21 protein-coding genes are annotated in these 18,455 nt (G+C 65.8%); 6 read left to right on the top strand and 15 right to left on the bottom strand.

Translation table 11 applies throughout. The features are described from left to right. Positions 1 to 4: 4 nt before the first annotated feature. Positions 5 to 616 (top strand): gamma-glutamylcyclotransferase, encoded by a 612-nt coding sequence (locus tag ACE10W_RS03765; RefSeq protein ID WP_028173537.1) that lies wholly within the window; start codon positions 5 to 7, stop codon positions 614 to 616. On the opposite strand, the gene ACE10W_RS03760 is transcribed toward ACE10W_RS03765, so the two are convergent. From ACE10W_RS03760 to ftsE, 4 genes are all read right to left on the bottom strand, one after another. Further along, positions 613 to 1,386 (bottom strand): 1-acyl-sn-glycerol-3-phosphate acyltransferase, encoded by a 774-nt coding sequence (locus tag ACE10W_RS03760; RefSeq protein ID WP_304550817.1) that lies wholly within the window; start codon positions 1,384 to 1,386, stop codon positions 613 to 615. The two genes, ACE10W_RS03765 and ACE10W_RS03760, sit on opposite strands and share 4 nt — an antisense overlap. 22 nt (positions 1,387 to 1,408) lie before the next feature. Next, the gene (locus ACE10W_RS03755; protein ID WP_011084209.1) at positions 1,409 to 2,113 is read right to left on the bottom strand and encodes a YdcF family protein; all 705 of its coding nucleotides are present in this window, start codon (positions 2,111 to 2,113) and stop codon (positions 1,409 to 1,411) included. A gap of 104 nt (positions 2,114 to 2,217) precedes the next feature. Beyond that, positions 2,218 to 3,186 (bottom strand): ABC transporter permease, encoded by a 969-nt coding sequence (locus ACE10W_RS03750; RefSeq protein WP_011084208.1) that lies wholly within the window; start codon positions 3,184 to 3,186, stop codon positions 2,218 to 2,220. Further along, positions 3,179 to 3,838 (bottom strand): cell division ATP-binding protein FtsE, encoded by a 660-nt coding sequence (gene ftsE, locus ACE10W_RS03745; protein ID WP_027544305.1) that lies wholly within the window; start codon positions 3,836 to 3,838, stop codon positions 3,179 to 3,181. Before ftsE ends, ACE10W_RS03750 begins: the two co-directional genes overlap by 8 nt. Before the next feature lie 179 nt (positions 3,839 to 4,017). On the opposite strand from ftsE, the gene ACE10W_RS03740 reads away from it, so the two are divergent. Both ACE10W_RS03740 and ACE10W_RS03735 read left to right on the top strand, forming a co-directional pair. Further along, a complete protein-coding gene (locus ACE10W_RS03740) occupies positions 4,018 to 4,896 on the top strand; it encodes an MJ0042-type zinc finger domain-containing protein (protein WP_038965355.1) in 879 nt (292 codons plus the stop codon). 47 nt (positions 4,897 to 4,943) lie between these two features. Further along, complete coding sequence (locus tag ACE10W_RS03735; RefSeq protein WP_028173540.1) at positions 4,944 to 5,318, top strand: response regulator; 375 nt, start codon at positions 4,944 to 4,946, stop codon at positions 5,316 to 5,318. 209 nt (positions 5,319 to 5,527) lie between these two features. On the opposite strand, the gene ACE10W_RS03730 is transcribed toward ACE10W_RS03735, so the two are convergent. Together ACE10W_RS03730 and ACE10W_RS03725 are read right to left on the bottom strand one after the other, a co-directional pair. Beyond that, complete coding sequence (locus ACE10W_RS03730) at positions 5,528 to 6,676, bottom strand: DUF4175 family protein (protein WP_161536646.1); 1,149 nt, start codon at positions 6,674 to 6,676, stop codon at positions 5,528 to 5,530. Next, positions 6,664 to 8,622, bottom strand: a complete 1,959-nt coding sequence (locus tag ACE10W_RS03725; RefSeq protein WP_304550816.1) for a TIGR02302 family protein — start codon at positions 8,620 to 8,622, stop codon at positions 6,664 to 6,666. Before ACE10W_RS03725 ends, ACE10W_RS03730 begins: the two co-directional genes overlap by 13 nt. 180 nt (positions 8,623 to 8,802) lie before the next feature. On the opposite strand from ACE10W_RS03725, the gene ACE10W_RS03720 reads away from it, so the two are divergent. Beyond that, the gene (locus tag ACE10W_RS03720; protein WP_271599015.1) at positions 8,803 to 9,186 is read left to right on the top strand and encodes a carboxymuconolactone decarboxylase family protein; all 384 of its coding nucleotides are present in this window, start codon (positions 8,803 to 8,805) and stop codon (positions 9,184 to 9,186) included. A 244-nt stretch (positions 9,187 to 9,430) separates the two neighbouring features. Continuing rightward, a complete protein-coding gene (locus ACE10W_RS03715) occupies positions 9,431 to 10,339 on the top strand; it encodes an NAD(P)-dependent oxidoreductase (protein WP_028173543.1) in 909 nt (302 codons plus the stop codon). A 215-nt stretch (positions 10,340 to 10,554) separates the two neighbouring features. On the opposite strand, the gene lysA is transcribed toward ACE10W_RS03715, so the two are convergent. From lysA to argH, 3 genes are all read right to left on the bottom strand, one after another. Further along, complete coding sequence (gene lysA, locus ACE10W_RS03710) at positions 10,555 to 11,820, bottom strand: diaminopimelate decarboxylase (protein ID WP_011084201.1); 1,266 nt, start codon at positions 11,818 to 11,820, stop codon at positions 10,555 to 10,557. A gap of 23 nt (positions 11,821 to 11,843) precedes the next feature. Next, complete coding sequence (locus ACE10W_RS03705; RefSeq protein WP_304550815.1) at positions 11,844 to 12,134, bottom strand: lipoprotein; 291 nt, start codon at positions 12,132 to 12,134, stop codon at positions 11,844 to 11,846. Positions 12,135 to 12,228: 94 nt separating this feature from the next. Then, positions 12,229 to 13,626 carry an argininosuccinate lyase gene (gene argH, locus ACE10W_RS03700; RefSeq protein WP_304550814.1) on the bottom strand — a complete coding sequence of 466 codons (1,398 nt, stop codon included), beginning with the start codon at positions 13,624 to 13,626 and terminating at the stop codon, positions 12,229 to 12,231. A gap of 105 nt (positions 13,627 to 13,731) precedes the next feature. On the opposite strand from argH, the gene ACE10W_RS03695 reads away from it, so the two are divergent. Continuing rightward, on the top strand, positions 13,732 to 14,397 hold the full coding sequence (locus ACE10W_RS03695; RefSeq protein ID WP_060912866.1) for a TlpA disulfide reductase family protein: 666 nt from the start codon (positions 13,732 to 13,734) through the stop codon (positions 14,395 to 14,397). 5 nt (positions 14,398 to 14,402) lie between these two features. Here the strand turns inward: ACE10W_RS03695 and ACE10W_RS03690 are convergent, their stop codons facing one another. The 6 genes from ACE10W_RS03690 to ACE10W_RS03665 all read right to left on the bottom strand — a co-directional run bounded on the left by ACE10W_RS03690 (position 14,403) and on the right by ACE10W_RS03665 (position 18,441). Next, complete coding sequence (locus ACE10W_RS03690; protein WP_038965352.1) at positions 14,403 to 14,597, bottom strand: hypothetical protein; 195 nt, start codon at positions 14,595 to 14,597, stop codon at positions 14,403 to 14,405. A gap of 165 nt (positions 14,598 to 14,762) precedes the next feature. Continuing rightward, the gene (locus ACE10W_RS03685) at positions 14,763 to 15,644 is read right to left on the bottom strand and encodes a 3-hydroxybutyryl-CoA dehydrogenase (protein ID WP_011084197.1); all 882 of its coding nucleotides are present in this window, start codon (positions 15,642 to 15,644) and stop codon (positions 14,763 to 14,765) included. Positions 15,645 to 15,851: 207 nt separating this feature from the next. After that, positions 15,852 to 16,796 carry an electron transfer flavoprotein subunit alpha/FixB family protein gene (locus tag ACE10W_RS03680; protein WP_011084196.1) on the bottom strand — a complete coding sequence of 315 codons (945 nt, stop codon included), beginning with the start codon at positions 16,794 to 16,796 and terminating at the stop codon, positions 15,852 to 15,854. Next, a complete protein-coding gene (locus ACE10W_RS03675; protein ID WP_011084195.1) occupies positions 16,796 to 17,545 on the bottom strand; it encodes an electron transfer flavoprotein subunit beta/FixA family protein in 750 nt (249 codons plus the stop codon). Before ACE10W_RS03675 ends, ACE10W_RS03680 begins: the two co-directional genes overlap by 1 nt. A 126-nt stretch (positions 17,546 to 17,671) precedes the next feature. Beyond that, complete coding sequence (locus ACE10W_RS03670; protein ID WP_011084194.1) at positions 17,672 to 18,244, bottom strand: cob(I)yrinic acid a,c-diamide adenosyltransferase; 573 nt, start codon at positions 18,242 to 18,244, stop codon at positions 17,672 to 17,674. A 2-nt stretch (positions 18,245 to 18,246) separates the two neighbouring features. Then, positions 18,247 to 18,441 carry a twin transmembrane helix small protein gene (locus ACE10W_RS03665; RefSeq protein WP_028173548.1) on the bottom strand — a complete coding sequence of 65 codons (195 nt, stop codon included), beginning with the start codon at positions 18,439 to 18,441 and terminating at the stop codon, positions 18,247 to 18,249. Positions 18,442 to 18,455: the final 14 nt, after the last annotated feature.

Genomic DNA, 18,455 nt, shown 5'->3' with positions numbered 1-18,455 from the left:
CGCCATGTCGGAAATCACCCTCCCCTCCGTCACGACAGCCAACGGCGACCTCTGGGTGTTCGGCTACGGCTCGCTGATGTGGCGGCCGGGCTTCGAATTCGAGGAGCGCGTCCCGGCGCGGCTGGTCGGCGAGCATCGTGCGCTCTGCGTCTATTCCTTCGTGCATCGCGGCACGCCGGAGAAGCCGGGCCTGGTGCTCGGGCTCGATCGCGGCGGCGCCTGTCGCGGCATCGCGTTCCGCGTCGCCGAAAAGAACCGTGCCGACGTCGTCGCCTATTTGCGCGAACGCGAGCAGGTGACGTCGGTCTACCGCGAGGTGATGCGCTCGGTGTGGCTGGAGAACGATGCGCGGCAGCGCGTCTCCGCACTCGCCTATGTCGTCGACCGCGGCCACGTGCAATATGCCGGCCGGCTGTCGCTCGCCGATCAGCATCGCCACGTGCTCCAGGGGCACGGCCAGTCCGGGGCCAACCGCGACTACGTGACGGCGACGGTGAAGGCGATCGAGGCCGAAGGCTTTCGCGACACGCAACTGCATCAGCTCGCGACGATGCTGCATGGGGAGGCGCATTCCCTGCACGCGCCGGCTCCGAGCGAAGATCGCGAAAGCCGCTAGCTGCCAGTCGGCGCGTAGCTCGGCGCCGAACCGATCAGCTGCTCCTGCTCCTTGCGGCCCGCTTCGACGAGGCGGTCGGTCGCCTCTTCGATCGCCGTTTGCACGCGGGAGAGATACTCGTCCTTCGGCAGGCCCGGCGGCAGCGGATCGAGAAACTCCACCACCAGCGTGCCGGGATAGCGCATGAAGGTGCGGCGCGGCCAGAACAGGCCGGAATTGAGCGCAATCGGCAGACACGGCACGCCGCAGGACGAATAGATCTGCGCAAAACCGGTCTTGTAGTCGGGGGGCGCGCCCGGCGCGCGGCGCGTGCCTTCCGGAAAGATCACGAGCTGGCGGCCGCTGCGCACCGCGTCGCGCGCCCGCCGCGTCATGTCCAGCAGCGCCTTCACGCCGGCCTTGCGGTCAATCGCGATCATCCCGGTCTTGACCAGGAACTGACCGAACACCGGGATCTGCATGAGCTGACGCTTGAGGATGAAGATTGGGCGGTCGAAGAATCCCGGCAGCACGAAGGTTTCCCAGAACGACTGATGCTTTGCCACGATCACCAGCGGCCCCTGCGGGATCTTCTCCTGCCCGCGGAATTCCACCTTGATGTTGCAGATCACCCGCATCAGGACCAGCGTCGCCTTCGCCCACCATTGCGCGACCGTCAGCATGGCGCGCGGAGGCATTGCAAAGGTCGGCAGCGCCACGATCGCGAGACACACCAGCACGGCGTAGAACAGCACGTTGAACACGAGCGAGCGCAGGAAAATCAAGAACATCGACGATCCGATCAATTGCCGATCAATTGGCCTGTGCAGTGGCGGGCCGCTTCGGCTGCATCCCGGGAGGCTGCTCCGATACTTCGGGCGAAAGGTCAATCCCGAAATCCTCCAACCGCACCCTGACTTCGGCCGCGATATATTTGACATATTCCGACAGCAGCAGCCGCAAGGTGGACGCCGAGGCCCACCACGGCTCCTCGCGCCATTTGTCGCCGACCACGGCGAACGGGATCAGAATCGTCTCCGGCATCGCGTGCGAGAATTCCACCAGCGCGCGCGGCATGTGATAGTTCGAGGTCACCACGATCAGCGATTTGAACCGGCGCGCCTGCGCCCAGCGCCGCGCCTCCGCGGCGTTGCCGCGGGTCGAGAGCGCGGTGCGGTCGAGGTCGACGCAGCAGGTCATGAAGGACTGGTTCTCCGGCAGGGTCCGCGAGATGTCGCTTGCGGTCGAGGTCGGATGCACCCCGGAAATCAGGAGCCGCCTGCCGTAGCCGGCAGCCAGCAGCTCCATCGCATCCGACACCCGCGAGGAGCCGCCGGTCAGGACCACGATGCCGTCCGCCTTGCGGTCCGGCGCGATCTCGGCGCCGCGCAACTGCGACAGGAACGCGATGAAGCCCGCCGCCGCGCCGACGAAGGCGAACGCGATCGTCGACACCACGGCTGCGCGCAGCCAGCCGCGCGGCAATTTCGGCGATCGATCGTCGGTCGGCGAGGTCATGCGATGTCGGTAATCCCTTCCCCGGATGATTTTAAAACGTTTTGAGGCGAAGTGGAGTCCGGTTTATTCACCTTCTCCACACGGGGGAAGGAAGAAGCACAACCTCAATCCACATCATTCAGTGTCGCGAACAGCGTCTGGCGCGAGGCGACGGCGGTGATGGCGCCGATCAGCACCGCCTGCACCGCGAGCACGACATAGCCGGAGGGCCGCAGCGAGAAGGTGCCGAGCAGGGCGGCGAACTGGTCGCCGACGGGCGTCCCCGAAAACCAGCCGGCGATCGACTCGGAGAAGCCGAACACCAGCATGGCGGCGCCGCCGCCGATCACGCCGCCCTCCAGGCCCAGCCTGAGGAAATGGCGCAGGAAGCGGTTGGCGATGTAGCGGTCGCCGGCGCCGACGAAATGCAGGACCTCGACGATCGGACGGTTCGCCGCCATGGCGCCGCGGGTCGCGAACGAGACCGAGATGATTGTCGCGATGATGACGAGCGCGAGGATGCCGAGACCGGCGAGCACGGTTGCGTTGGTCATCGAGCGCATGCGCTCGATCCAGGCGCGGTGATCGTCGACGCTGGCGCTTGGCGCCACTTGCGTCACGCGGGCGCGCAAGGCGGCAAGATCGAGCGCCGTGCCGGGCTGCACGCGCGCGATGATCATGCGCGGCACCGGCAGATCGTCCATCGACAGTCCGGTGCCGAGCCAGGGCTCGAGCAGCTTGCCGCTCTCGTCCTTGGTGAACGGCTTGACCTCGACGATACCGGCTTGCGCGCGCATCGCCTCGGTCACCGCGGCGGTGTCGCGCTCGAGGTCACGCCCGGACTGCGGACGAACCTGGATGGTGATTTCGCTCGCGACGTCCGACTGCCATTCGGCGGCGGAGGCGCTGACCAGCAGCACCGTGCCCGTGGTCATCGAAGCGAGGAAGGTCATGATGGCGACGACGGCAACCAGCGCACGGCCGTGGATCGAGGCGCGCGGCACGATCGGCGACATGTTGCGCGCCTTGGCCGGAAGCTGCGGACGCTCCTGTCCGAGGTCGACCAGCACGCCGCGCTCGTCGGGCTTACTCATAGACGTGCAGCCGTCCCTGATGCAGCACCAGCCGCCGCGCCTCGTACTGATCCATCAGGCCGATGTCGTGGGTCGCAATGATGACGGCGGTGCCCGATTTGTTGAGCTCGATGAAAAGGCGCAGCAGGCGGCGGCCGAGCGTCGGATCGACGCTGCCGGTCGGCTCGTCCGCGAGCAGAAGCTGCGGCCGCGAGATCACGGCGCGCGCGATCGCCGCACGCTGCTTCTCGCCGCCGGACAGGATCGGCGGCAGCGCGTCCATGCGTTCGCCGAGTCCGACCCAGCGCAAGAGGTCGATGACCTCCTTGCGATAGCTCGACTCGCTGCGGCCCATGACGCGAAACGGCAACGCGACGTTCTCGTAGGTCGTCATGTGGTCGAGCAGGCGGAAATCCTGGAGCACGATGCCGATGCGCTTGCGCAAGTCGGCGATCTCGTCCTTGCCGAGCTGCGAGATGTCGTGGCCGAACAGGTTGACGAGGCCGCGCGTCGGCCGGTGCGACAGGAACAGCAGGCGCAAGAGCGAGGTCTTGCCGGCGCCGGACGGGCCGGTGAGGAACTGGAAGGAGTGCGCCGGGATCTGGAAATTGAGGTCGCGCAGGATCTCCGGCCCCAGGCCGTAACGCAATCCGACATTTTCGAACCGAACCAAGCTCAGCTCCGTTCGAGAGGGGGCGATGGCCGCGACGCGACGCTCCGCCACACGCGATCAACGGTTTTTGCGACCGTTATGGTTTCCGGTTCGTTAACGGTCGCCCTGTAGCATCCAGTACGCCCGGGTCTCCGCGACCTTGGCATCGTCAAGACTCGTTCATGCATCAAGGCTCGTCCATGCATATCGTCTGCCCCCATTGTACGACATCCTACGCCATCAAGCTTGCAAGCCTGGGGGCGAACGGGCGGACAGTCCGCTGCTCCCGGTGCAAGCAGACCTGGGTCGCCTATGCCGAGGATGCCATCGAGGAGGCGTCCGTCCCGGCCATGGCCGCCGCCAGCCAGGCCGACGACCAGTCCGACCTCGCCGAGCAGTGGAACTCCTACGCCAAGGACGACGGCGCCACTGACACGCCTGTGGTCGACAGCCCCTCCATCGCCAGCGACTGGCCGGAGGAGGACGCCAAGGAGACCGAGGACGAGTGGTCGGCGGCGGCCCGGGACGCCGAGGACGAGGTCGACGGCGCGCAGCACCAGTCCTGGTTCCGCGGCCTGTTCAGCCGGCGCGGGGCACGGGTGAGGCGTCAGGCCCCCACGGCGGCGCCGCGAAAGTCCCATTTCGGCCTGCCGACCGCCTGCGCCGCCATGGGCGCGCTGGTGCTGGCCCTGATCGTCTGGCGCGGCGATATGGTTCGGCTGCTGCCGCAGACCGCGGCCTTCTACAAGATGGTCGGCCTCGACGTTAACCTGCGCGGGCTGGCCTTCAAGGACGTGAAGCTCTCCAGCGAGACCGTTGACGGTAAGCAGGTGCTGGTGATCGAGGGCGTCATCGTCGGCGAGGGCAAGAAGCCGCTCGATATCCCGCGGCTGCGCTTCGCGGTGCGCGACGCGCAGGGCGCGGAGATCTATGCCTGGAATACGGTGCTGGAGCAGACCGTGCTGCGGCCCGGCGAGCGCGCCTTCTTCCGCTCGCGCCTGGCCTCCCCGCCGCCGGAGGGCCGCAATATCGACGTTCGCTTCTTCAACCGGCGCGACATTGCCGGCGGCAGCGTGTAATCAGGCTCGCAAGGTCCGCACGGGAGGTTGGTCCCAAGGTTGGTCCCATGCCAAGAATCTTGATCGCCGACGACGAGGATTCGATGCGCCAACTGGTGGCGCGCGCCATCGCCATGGACGGGCACGAGACCGTGACCGCGCAGGACGGCGCCGAGGCGCTGGAGATCCTGACCCGCGAGGACGGCGCATTCGATTTGCTGCTCACCGACATCCAGATGCCGGTCATGGACGGCATCGCGCTGGCGCTCTCCGCCGCGCGCGATTTCCCCGACCTGACGATTTTGCTGATGACCGGATTTGCCGACCAGCGCGAGCGCGCCTCGAACCTCAACGCGCTGGTGCATGACGTCGTGACAAAACCGTTCTCGGTCGCCGACATCCGCACCGCGGTGGCGGACGCGCTGGCGGCGAAGAAGAGGTAGCGCGCGCCGCACTTGTAGCACTGCTGTTACGCGATCCTCGTCCCTCATACACGGTGTCGTCCTGGCGAAGGCCAGGACCCATACCGCGAGGTCTATCTTTTAGGAATCGATAGCCGTACCGGACGACGAGTCTTCGCCAAACCACTCCCTGGGGTAATGGGTTCTGGCTTTCGCCAGGACGACATTGGGGAGATAACCGGGTTCTCGCCTCAAAAATCCTTCAGCAGCCGCTCGATATAATCGAGCTCGATCTGCGGACGCGAGGTATCCCCTAAGCGGCGGCGGAGTTCTTCGAGGATGCGGCGGACGCGCTGGGCGTCGATCTCGCCGGGGATCTTGACCGTATAGTCGTCGCCGAACTCACGGCCGTGAAGCGGGCGACCGAGCGGATCGGTCTGATTGCCGCCGCTCTGCTGGCGGCCGGCCCGGTTGCCGGGACCATCGCCCTGCCCCTCGCCATCCCCCTGCTGCATCGCCTCGGCCATCTTCTGCGCACCCTTTCGCAAGGCGTCGAGAGCCTTGCCCTGCGAGTCCACGGCGCCGTCTGCATTGCCCTCGCCGAGCTTTGAGCCGGCATCGCCCATGGCACCGTCGGCGGTGTCCAGGCTGCCGTCGTCATCGTCACCGTCCTGATCGCCATCCTGACCGGGCTGTCCCTGGTCGCCCTGCTGGCCCTTCTGCCCCTGCTGCCCTTTCTGGCCCTTTTGTCCCTTCTGCGTGAGGCCGCGCTTGGCGAGCTCGTCCTGCAGCTTCTTCAGCCGGTCGCGCAGCGCCTGCTGGTCCTGCTGGAGGTCCGACATCGACTGATCGCCCTGCTGCTTGCCGCGCGAGCGGTCACGCCGGGAGTCCTGGCCCTGCTTGTAGGTCTTGTCGCGCAATTGCTGCTGCTTGCGGATCATGTCGCTGAGCTCGTTGAGCGCCTGCTCCATGTCGCTGTCGCCGGATTGCCCGGGCTGCGCCATCTGGAGATTTTCCATGATCTGCGCCAGCTGCTCGAGCATGCGCTGCGCCGCCTCGCGATTGCCTTCGCGCGCCGCCTTCTCGATCTGCTTCAGAAGATCTTCCAGATCCCGCTGCGTGATAACGGAGCGATCGCGATTGGAGGATTGGTTCCTTTCCGTCGCGCGCTTGTACTCCTCGAGCTTCTGAATGGCATCGGATTGATTGTTCAGGCTGCGCCCGGATTCCTTCTGCCGGAGGTTATCGCCGGCATCCTGCATCGCCTTTTCCGCGCCATCGAGCAGCGCATCGGGATCCTGATCCTGCTGGGCAGCGACGGACGGAAGGCCTCCCAACAGGAAGGCGAGGCAGGCGATCGAGATCGCCTTCAAGACTGGCACGCGCGCTAGCTTCCGCATTTCCGGTCCCGCGTAAACTGATTGGCCCCGTCGTCCCCCGCCTTGGCCCGGTTGCTCGCCGACTTCCGATAGGCCTGAAGTTGCTGACGCAATGCGTCCTGCTGCTGCGCCAGCTCCTCGAGCTGCTCGGGCGTCGCGTGCTGGGTCTTCTGTCGCAGCTCGACGGCCTTGTCGAGGATGAGCTGGACTTCCGCGGGGAACGGCTGCCGGGGTCCCAGCGGATTTTGCTCCGCGCGCCGGGCGAGGTCGCGCACCTTGCCGGCCATGGCCTCGCGGAGCTTTTGCGTCAGCACCCTGATCTCGTCCTCGCCGGCACCGCGCTCCAGCGCCCGCTTGAGCGCGTCCTGCGCCGAGCGCAGCGCGGCGTTGACGCTGCCGGCGACACCGTCGTCCTCGATGGTGACTGCGAACGCCCACATGCTCGCCACGACGTCGCGCATCGCGTCGTCGGTGCGGGCCGCCTCGAGCTGGAGCGCGAGGCTGCGGAGACCGAGATAGCAGCCGGCATCCGGGGTGAACAATTCGGGCGCGATCATCAGCGCGTCGAGCGCGGCATAGACGTCGGAATTCTTGTTGGCGTCGAGCGCGAGGATGCGGCGCTGCTCGATCAGCGCGCGCGCGAGCGAGTTCGTGAACAGCCGCTCGGGCAGGCGCATGTTGAAGGGTTCGCTTCTAGCCTCGTTGCCGGCCTCGTCCTTGGCGGTGAGGGTCAGCGTGACGTCGGCGCCGGCATAGGGGTCCTCGCTGAGGTCCTTCACCGTCTGGCCGACGCCGTTGCGGGTGCGCGCATTCGGCAGCACCAGCGGGAATTGCGGCGGCTGGAACAGCGGCCGTGCGGCCGCCTTGGTATCGGCTTCCTTGGTGGCTTCCTTCGCGCCGTCCTTCGCACCGTCCCTGGCATCGGCGGCGCGCAGGCCAATGTGCGCCTCGGCGCCGGTGACGCCGTAATCGTCCTCGATCTTGTAGGAGAGCTGAAGCGCGCCGCGCGCCTGGCGCTCCGGATCCTTGGCCAGCGCAATCGTCGGCGCGCGGTCCGGCGTTGCCGCAAACGCCCACTGCGGCTGGCCGGAGGGCGCACGGACATGCGCGGTGCCGTCGCCGGTGATGGCGAAATGCTTCTCGTTGGTGCCCTTGGGCGTGGCTTCAGTGGGGGCTACCTCCTTGAGGCCGCCGGAGACGGCGACATCCAGGCTGCCGCCGGAGGAACGCACGATCAGGGTCGAGCCGGCGGGAACGGCGAGCGGACCGCTGGCGGGCAGCGCCGCGGCCTCCCTGTTGGCGGCCGACAGGATCACAGGCGGCTTGCCGGTGTAGAGCGGCGGCGTGACCCAGGCATCGACGCGAACATTGGTCGGCGCCAGCACGCCGTTCCAGTCGAAGGCCGCCCCGAGCCGCATCGCACGCTCGTCGCCGGCGGCGAAGAAGGTCGCAACCAGCATCACCATGACCAGCGCACGCAGCGCCCAGGGATCGTGCAGAGCGAGCCGCGGGTGCGGCAGACCGGCGCGGATGCGCTTGAGCGAGGCCAGCGTGCGCTCACGCTGCGCCTGCCACAGCGCCTTCGCAACCGGGTCCTGCGAGGTCAGCGTGTCCGTGAGCGTGGTGGCCGGGCGGTGACGGATGCCGGAGCCGCGATCGAGCCGGCCCAAAGCCTCCTCGCGGCTCGGCCAGCGGAAGCGAACCAGCGGGAACAGGGCGGCAATCGCGATGCCGGCGAAAACGACGAGACCGATGGCGCGGGCAAGGAACGGCAGCGCCAGCCAGAGACCGGCCCAGGACAGCGCCAGGAACAGGCCGACGACGGTCAGAAGCCGCGCCAGATTCGGCCAGGCACGCTCCCACGCGATGGCATATCTCGCCCGATCGAGGGCCTGCGCCAGCTTCAACCGCGACAGAGCGTCGCCATCGCGGATCGGGTCTGACGGGTCAGGGGTGACGCCGTTCAATAAGCTCTCCAGGTTGCCCGGTGGAGAAGAGCGTATCACAACGGCAGCACTGAGGCATCCGTTCCTGTACGGGAGACACCCCTTTTCCCGCATAACACGAGGACGTGACTGGCCCGCCGCAACCCCGTAATTTCCGCGCCGCCATCCAAGGGACATGCAAAGGGAAACGAAGGAAACGCCATGGACAAGAAGATGCACGACAAGGGCCTGGAAGTCCGCAAAGCGGTGCTGGGGGAAGCCTATGTCAACAACGCCCTGAAGAACGTCGACGACTTCAACCGTCCGTTCCAGGAGATGCTCAACGAATATTGCTGGGGCACGGTGTGGGGCCGCGAGGAGCTGCCGCGCAAGACCCGCAGCATGCTCAACATCGCGATGATCGCGATCCTCAACCGCCAGCACGAATTCCGTGCGCATCTAAAGGGCGCGCTCACCAACGGCGTCACCCGCGACGAGATCCGCGAGATCCTGATGCAGGTCGCGATCTACGGCGGCATGCCGGCCGCAGTCGACAGCTTTCGCATCGCGCGCGAGGTGTTCGCTGAGATTGATGGGAAGGTGTGAGGGGGCAAGCTCTCGCCACTGTCGTCCCGGACAGCCGAAGCGGAGCGTAGCGCCGATCCGGGACCCATCACCGCAGGCGGATGTGGTTAGCGGGACTCGGAGTGACCGCTTTCGCGCTGCGACTCCTCCCTGGGGCTATGGGTCCCGGATCTGCGCGCGCTTGAGGCGCGCTTGTCCGGGACGACACCGGGGATAGAGCGCGGATTTTCACGACAACAACGAATAATCAACACAAGGAAACACCATGGACATCGGATTCATCGGCCTCGGAAACATGGGTTTTCCGATGGCGCGGCGCCTGATCGAGGCTGGCAACCGGCTCGTCGTGTTCGACACGCGCAAGGAGGTCGTGGACAAGCTCGTGGCGCGCGGTGCGACGCCGGCGACGTCGCCAAAGGACGTTGCCGATCAGGTCGAGACCGTGATGGCGAGCCTGCCCTCGCTGCAGGCTTCGCTCGAAGTTGCAACGGGGACGAACGGCGTGATCGAGGGGAGCCGCGTCAAGCGCTTCATCGATCTGTCCACCGTCGGCTCGACGATGGCTTCGAAGATTCACGGCCTGCTCGCCAAGCGCGACATCGTACAGATCGACTGCCCCGTCTCCGGCGGCGTCGGCGGCGCCGAGAAGGGCACGCTGGCGGTAATGGTGTCGGGGCCGAAGGCGGAGTTCGAGCTGCTCAAGCCGGCGCTCGATGTGATCGGAAAAGTGTTCTTCATCGGCGAGAAGCCGGGTGCCGCGCAGACCATGAAGCTCGCCAACAATTTCCTCTCGGCCACCGCGATCGTGGCGACGTCGGAGGCGGTCGTCATGGGTGTGAAGGCCGGGCTCGATCCCGCCGTGATGATCGACGTCATCAATGCCGGCTCGGGCATGAATACTGCGAGCCGCGACAAGTTTCCGCGCTCGGTGCTGCCGCGCACGTTCGATTTCGGCTTCGCCACGGGGCTGATGGTGAAGGACGTGCGCCTCGCGCTGGAGGAAATGAAGCAGCTCGGCCTGTCGATGGAGGTCGCGGACGCCGTGGGGCGCCTGTGGGAGACCGTGATCAGCGCGGAAGGCGCCGATTCCGATTTCACCGCGGCGATCAAGCCGATCGAGAAGAAGGCGGGGGTTGTGGTTGGGGGAAAGACGGGCGGTTTGGCGGGGAAGTAGTTTTCTCGCGCATCCCCTTTCCAGGTAGTCCTGGACAAGCGAGCGTAGCAAGCGCTGATCCAGGACCCATTACCACAGGGCGAGGTTTGGCGAAGACTCGTGGTTACCAGCCTCCCGCCAAAGTACTCCCTGGGGTAATGGGTCCTGGCTTTCGCCAGGACGACACCGAAATTGTCGAGGTTACGTCGCGTCTCACGATGAGATCACGACACGCCTCACAGCCACGGCGCCGGCGTGTCCATCGCGATCAGTTGCTCGACATCGATGCGCGGGCGAACCACGGCGTATTGGTCGTCCTTCACCAGCACCTCGGGCACCAGCGGCCGCGTGTTGTAGGTGCCGGCCTGCACCGCGCCATAGGCGCCGGCGGTCATGATGGCGAGGAGATCGCCCGCCTTCGGCGTCGGCAGCGTGCGGTCGAGCGCGAGATAGTCGCCGGTCTCGCAGACCGGCCCGACGACATCGGCCACCATCGTGGCCGCGTCCCGGGCCGGCTGCGTTACCGGCAGGATATCGTGATGGGCTTCATACAGCGTCGGGCGGATCAGATCGTTCATCGCAGCGTCGATGATGACGAAATTCTTGCCGTCGCCGTGCTTCACATAGATCACCTTGGCAACCAGGATGCCGGCATTGCCGACGATCATGCGGCCCGGCTCGAACATCAGCGTGCAGCCGAGATTATGGCTGACGCGCTTGACCATGGCGGCATAGGCATCGGGCGCCGGCGGCGCCTCGCGGTCCATGTAATAGGGAATGCCGAGGCCGCCGCCGAAATCGACATGCGAGATGTCGTGGCCGTCGGCACGCAGCGTCTGCACGAATTCGGAGAGGATGCGAAACGCCGTCTCCATCTTCGACAGATCGGTGATCTGGCTGCCGATATGCACGTCGGTGCCGGTCACCTGGATCCCGGGCAGCTTCGCCGCGCGCGCATAGACCTCGCGGGCATGCGCGATCGGGATGCCGAACTTGTTCTCGGACTTGCCGGTGGAGATCTTGGCATGCGTGCCGGCGTCGACATCGGGATTGACGCGCACGGAAATCCGCGCGGTCTTGCCCATCTCGGTCGCAAGGCGCGACAACAGCTCGAGCTCAGGCTCGGATTCGACGTTGAGGCAGAGGATGTCGGCGGCGAGCGCAGCGCGCAGCTCGTCTTCCGTCTTGCCGACGCCGGAGAACAGGATCTTGCGTGCGGGGATACCCGCGGCCAGAGCACGCTTCAATTCACCGCCGGAGACCACGTCGGCGCCGGCGCCAAGCCTGGCGAGCGTGCGCAGCACCGACTGGTTGGAGTTCGCCTTCATGGCGTAGCAGACCAGCACCTTCTCGCCGGCGAAAGCATCGGCGAAGACGCGGTAATGCCGCTCCAGCGTCGCGGTCGAATAGCAATAGAACGGCGTGCCGACGGTTGCGGCCAGCTCGGACAGGTTCACCGCCTCGGCGTGCAGCACGCCGTTGCGGTAGTCGAAATGGTTCATGGCGTTGGCTCAGTTGCCCCAGCCTATTTGCTGGGTTGGTCGTCCAGGAGCGGGTCGAGAATAAACGGTTTCTTCTTGCCCTTGGACGCCGCGGGGGCGGCGTCGGAGGCGGAGCTGGGGTTGAACAGGCTCGGCGTCTTTTGGGCTGCGGTCTCGGTGTCGGTTGGAGCTGCGACGTTGGCCGTGGACGCGCCGGAGGCGGTCGGCGGCAGGTCGAGGGGACCCTTGCGGCCGCAGCCGGCAAGCGCGAGCGCCGTCAGGCTCAAGACAATGATGGCCCACCCCGAGCCGGCCGGGCGAAACTTTGACGTCACGACGAATTCCCCACTACGCGGGGCGCACCATACAGAGATTGGCGCGCTCTGGCGAGAGCCGGATGACCATGAAACATAAGCGAAATTTTGCCCCTCAGCCCAATTTTCGCTCTTTTTCCAGCCGCTTCGCCCAGCTCTTTGCCTGCGACGCCACGTTCTTCGGCGCGGTACCGCCGAAGCTGGTCCGGCTCTTCACCGACGATTCGACCGAGAGCACGCCGAGCACCTCCTTGGTGATCCTGGGCTCGATCGCCTGCATCTCCTTCAGCGGCAGCTCATGCAGCGCCACGCCGCCCTCGGCGGCCTTGGCCACGATGCGGCCGGTGACGTGGTGGGCCTCGCGGAACGGCATCTTCAGCGTCCGCACCAGCCAGTCGGCCAGATCCGTCGCGGTGGCATAGCCCTCGCCGGCGGCGGCCTTCATCTTGGCCTCATCGGGCGCGAGGTCGCGGACCATGCCGGTCATGGCGCGGATGGCGAGCGACAGCGCGGCAAAGCCCTCCATCGCACCCTGCTTGTCCTCCTGCATGTCCTTTTGGTAGGCGAGCGGCAGGCCCTTCATCACGATCAGGAGACCGTTGAGCGCACCGATGACGCGGCCGGTCTTGGCGCGTACGAGCTCGGCGGCATCCGGGTTGCGCTTCTGCGGCATGATCGAGGAGCCGGTGGTGAACTTGTCGCTGAGGCGGATGAGGCCGACCAGCGGCGAGGTCCAGATCACAATCTCCTCGGCAAAGCGCGACATGTGCACGGCGCAGATGGAAGCCGCCGACAGCGTCTCCAGCACGAAGTCGCGGTCGGAGACCGCGTCGAGCGAGTTCGCCATCGGCCGGTCGAACAGAAGCGCCTTTGCGGTCGCGTGGCGGTCGATCGGGAACGAGGTGCCGGCAAGCGCGGCGGCGCCGAGCGGCGATTCGTTGAGCCGCTTGCGGGCGTCCTGGAAACGGCCGCGGTCGCGCGCGGCCATCTCGACATAGGCGAGCAAATGATGGCCGAAGGTCACAGGCTGCGCGGTCTGCAGATGCGTGAAGCCGGGCATCACGGTGCCGGCATGCTCCAGCGCGCGTTCCACCAGAGCCTGCTGGAACGCGGCGAGCGCGGTATCGGTCTCGTCGAGAACGTCGCGGACATAGAGACGGAAGTCGGTGGCGACCTGGTCGTTGCGCGAGCGCGCGGTGTGCAGCCGGCCGGCGGCGGGGCCGATCAGCTCGGACAGGCGGCTCTCGACATTCATGTGAATGTCCTCGAGCGCGCGCTTGAACGTGAAGCCGCCCTTGCCGATCTCTGACAAAATCGTGTCTAGACCCTTGCCGATATTTTTCGCATCAGAGGCCGTGATGATGCCCTGCGTGGCAAGCATCGCGGCGTGGGCCTTGGACGCGGCAATGTCCTGGGCATAGAGGTGGCGATCGACGTCGATGGAGACGTTGATCTCTTCCATGATCTCATCGGGACGTTCCGAGAACCGGCCGCCCCACATCTTGTTGCTCATGATCCCCTGCTCACGCCTTGCTTGTCGCTGGTCACGTTTGCTGGCCGCCGCCAGCCGTATTAAGAGGCCCCTGATAGCCATATCTGCGACCGGATGACAAACGATATGCTCGACACGAAGCCCTCCGCCACGCGCCGGATCCCTCTCGTCATCGCCACCGTGGCGGTCGGCGGGCTGGCCGGCTTCGCTGCGTTGTACGGGCTGGGCCTGAGCCGGGCGCCTACCGGCGATCCGGCCTGCCGGGCGGCAGTGGCTACGGCGCAAAAGATCGCCCCGCTCGCCCATGGCGAGGTGGCGGCGCTGACCATGGCGAGCGCGCCCCTGAAGCTGCCCGACCTCGCTTTCGAGGACGCCGACGGCAAGCCGAAAAAGCTGTCCGATTTCCGCGGCAAGACGCTGCTGGTGAACCTCTGGGCCACCTGGTGCGTGCCCTGTCGGAAGGAAATGCCGGCGCTGGACGAGCTCCAGGGCAAGCTTTCGGGCCCGAATTTCGAGGTGGTCGCGATCAATATCGACACCCGCGACCCCGAGAAGCCCAAGACCTTCCTGAAAGAGGCCAATTTGACCCGGCTCGGCTATTTCAACGATCAGAAAGCCAAGGTTTTCCAGGATCTTAAGGCCATAGGCCGGGCGCTCGGCATGCCGACCTCGGTGCTGGTCGACCCGCAGGGCTGCGAGATCGCGACGATCTCGGGACCGGCGGAATGGGCGAGCGAGGACGCGCTCAAGCTGATCCGGGCTGCGACGGGCAAGGCCGCTGCGGCGCTTTAAGGGTTTCAGGCCGTAACGTTGAGATTGCCGCCGACGCCGGGGCCGACATTGGCGAGCGAGGGCTGACCGGCACCCATCAGCGTCAGGATGGTGGATTTCTCCATATCCATGTTCTGCTTGGTCAGCGTCGCCGCGATATTCGACTGCAACGCGCCTTGCTGAGCGGCCAGCATGGTGCTGACCATTGCCATCATGTCCATTACGCGAACCCTCGTACCGGCCGTAACCTAGGCGCGAGGGGTTAACGCGACATGAATTGTCACGGAGCCGTAGGGTGGGCAAAGCAAAGCGTGCCCACCAATTAGCATCCTAGTTGCGGAGACACGGTGGGCACGGCGCTTTGCGCCTTTTCCCACCCTACGACGTCAGCGCGTCGGAACCGGCTTGGCGCCGCGATAATCGTAGAAGCCGCGCTGGGTCTTGCGGCCGAGCCAGCCGGCCTCGACGTATTTCACCAATAGCGGGCACGGACGGTACTTGGAGTCGGCGAGGCCCTCGTGCAGCACCTGCATGATCGACAGGCAGGTATCGAGGCCGATGAAATCGGCAAGCTCGAGCGGACCCATCGGATGGTGCGCCCCGAGCTTCATCGCCGCGTCGATCGCCTCGACGTTGCCGACACCTTCGTACAGCGTGTAGATCGCCTCGTTGATCATCGGCAGCAGGATGCGGTTGACGATGAAGGCCGGGAAATCCTCGGAGACCGCGACCTGCTTGCCGAGCTTGGCGACGAATTCCTTGGACGCCTCGAAGGTCGCATCGTCGGTGGCGATGCCGCGGATCAGCTCCACCAGCTCCATCAGCGGCACCGGATTCATGAAGTGGATGCCGATGAAGCGCTCGGGCCGGTCGGTGGCGGCGGCAAGGCGCGTGATCGAGATCGAGGACGTATCCGAGGCGACGATCGCCTCGGGCTTCAACACGGCGCAGAGCTCGTGGAAGATCTTGCGCTTGACCTCTTCCTTCTCGACCGCGGTCTCGATCACGAGATCGCAGTCGGCGAGATCGTCGAGCTTCTCGGCGGCCACGATGCGCGACAGCGCCTTGGTCTTGGCCTCCTCGGTGACGACCTTCTTGGAGACCTGGCGGGCCAGATTGCCGTTGATGGTGGCCATGCCCGACTTGAGGCGATCGGCCGAAACGTCGTTGAGCACCACGTCGAAGCCAGCCAGCGCCGCAACATGCGCGATGCCATTGCCCATCTGCCCCGCGCCGATCACGCCGACCTTCTTGATCACTGCCGCCATAATGTCATCCACCGGAACGGCGCGCATATCGCGCCTGCCTATCCCCCAAGCCGGGAGGTCTGATTGATCAGAGCCTTGATTTAATCAGAACCTTGGCTCGAAACCTAGATTGGATCGCTCCCCCGGCGTGCCCCACGCCAAAGAAAACGCCTCAAAAATGAAACACCGGCCGGAGTGTATACCTCCGGCCGGTGTTTTGAACGGCTTTTACTTGCCGAGCTTGCCGAGTTCGGCCGTCAGCTCCGGAACCGCCTGGTAGAGGTCGGCGACCAGGCCGTAATCGGCGACCTGGAAGATCGGCGCGTCCTCGTCCTTGTTGATCGCCACGATCACCTTGGAGTCCTTCATGCCGGCCAGATGCTGGATCGCCCCGGAAATGCCCACCGCGACATAGAGCTCGGGGGCCACGACCTTGCCGGTCTGGCCAACCTGCCAGTCGTTCGGCGCATAGCCGGCGTCCACCGCCGCGCGCGAGGCACCGACACCGGCGCCGAGCTTGTCGGCGAGGGGCTCGATGTATTTGGCGAAATTCTCGCGGCTCTGCATGGCACGGCCGCCGGAGACGATGATCTTCGCCGAGGTCAGCTCGGGACGGTCGCTCTTGGCGACCTCCTCGCCAACGAACGACGACAGGCCCGGATCGGCCGCAGCCTGAACGCTCTCGACCGGCGCGCTGCCGCCCTCGCCCGCTGCGGCGAAGGTGGAGGTCCGCACCGTGATGACCTTCTTGGCGTCCTTCGACTTCACCGTCTGGATGGCGTTGCCGGCATAGATCGGACGCTCGTAGGTATCGGGGGCGACCACCTTGATGATCTCCGAGACCTGCATGACGTCGAGCAGGGCTGCGACGCGCGGCATCACGTTCTTGAAGCGCGAGGTCGCGGGCGCGACGATCGCGTCATAGGACGGGGCCAGCGAGACGATCAGCGCGGCCAGCGGCTCGGCAAGATCGTGCGCGTAAAGCGCGCCATCGGCGAGCAGCACCTTCTTCACGCCCGCGAGCTTGGCGGCGGCATCCGCCGCGGCCTTGGCACCCTCGCCGGCCACCAGCACCTCGACGTCCGCGCCGAGCGCGGCGGCCGCGGTCAGGGCCTTGTTGGTCGCATCCTTCAACGACGCGTTGTCGTGTTCGGCAATCAGAAGCGTCGTCATCAGAGCACCCCGGCTTCGTTCTTGAGTTTCGACACCAGCTCGGCGACGTCCTTGACCTTGACGCCGGCCTTGCGGCCCGCCGGCTCGGTCGTCTTGAGAACCTCGAGGCGCGCGGTGACGTCGACGCCGTAATCGGCGACGGTCTTCTCCGCGATCGGCTTCTTCTTCGCCTTCATGATGTTGGGCAGCGAGGCGTAGCGCGGCTCGTTGAGACGCAGGTCGGTGGTGACGATCGCCGGTCCCTTCAGCTTCACGGTTTGCAGACCGCCGTCGACTTCACGGGTGACCTTGAAGTCGCTTCCTTCGACCTCGAGCTTCGAGGCGAACGTCGCCTGCGACCAGCCGAGCAGCGCGGCCAGCATCTGGCCGGTCTGGTTGCTGTCGTCGTCGATCGCCTGCTTGCCGAGGATGATCAGGCCCGGCTGCTCTTCCTCAGCGACCTTCTTCAGGATCTTGGCGACGGCGAGCGGCTCGACGGTGCCCTCGGCCTTCACCAGGATGCCGCGATCGGCGCCCATGGCAAGACCGGTGCGGATCGTCTCCGACGCCTGCGCCGGTCCAATGGAAACCACCACGACCTCGGTGGCCTTGCCACCTTCCTTCAGGCGCAGCGCTTCCTCGACCGCGATTTCGTCGAACGGGTTCATCGACATCTTGACGTTGGCGAGTTCAACGCCCGATCCATCGCCCTTGACGCGGACCTTGACGTTGTAATCGACCACCCGCTTTACCGGCACTAAGACCTTCATCGATCCTCTTTCACTCAATTTGGGAGGGGGGTTATCAACTGGCGCGGAACCTAAAGGCCTGACCCGGCCCGGTCAACGCGCGAAGGGGCCAAATTTTAGACCTTAGAAATGCGCCGCTCCAATGGGTCAGCGGTTCTGGCCTGGAACCCAGAGCACGTCGCCGGCGCCGTTATGGTTGGCGGCGCGGCTGGCCACGAACAGGAAGTCCGACAGGCGATTCATATACTGGATACCAGCAGCGCCGACCGGCTCGCCCGGCTGGGCAGCCAGTTCCACCATCACGCGTTCCGCCCTGCGGCATATCGTGCGTGCGACATGGAGGTAGGCGGCAGCGGGCGTTCCCCCCGGCAGCACGAAGGAAGTGAGCGGCGCGAGCTTGTCGTTGAGCGCGTCGATGTCGTGCTCGAGCCGCTCGACCTGGCTTGCCACCACCCGCAGCCGTTCCACCTTGCCCTCACGCTCGGGCACGGCGAGGTCGGCACCGAGATCGAACAGGTCGTTCTGGATGCGGCCGAGCATCGCATCGAACTCGGGCGCATCATGGGTATGGAGACGCACGACGCCGATCGCGGCATTGGTCTCGTCCACCGTGCCATAGGCCTCGATGCGCAAATCATACTTCGGACGGCGTTCGCCCGAGCCGAGCGCTGTCGTGCCGTCGTCACCAGTCTTCGTATAGATGCGATTCAGCACAACCATGTTCAACGCCCCATCGCCCAGACCGCGATCATGGCAATGACAATCGCCACGAACTGCAGCAGCACGCGCCAGCGCATCAGCTTCTGCGAGGTGTTGGGCGAGCCGCCGCGCATCATGTTGACGAGACCGAGCAGCAGCACCAACGCCACGGCACCGGCTGCCGCCGGCAGGATGAAAGTACTCAGGATAAATGCCATCGGGGGTAGATAAC

Source organism: Bradyrhizobium sp. B025 (assembly GCF_042257955.1).
GTDB lineage: Bacteria > Pseudomonadota > Alphaproteobacteria > Rhizobiales > Xanthobacteraceae > Bradyrhizobium > Bradyrhizobium diazoefficiens.
The sequence above is the reverse complement of the archived record's forward strand: the minus strand, read 5'-3'. Positions and strand labels throughout refer to the sequence as shown.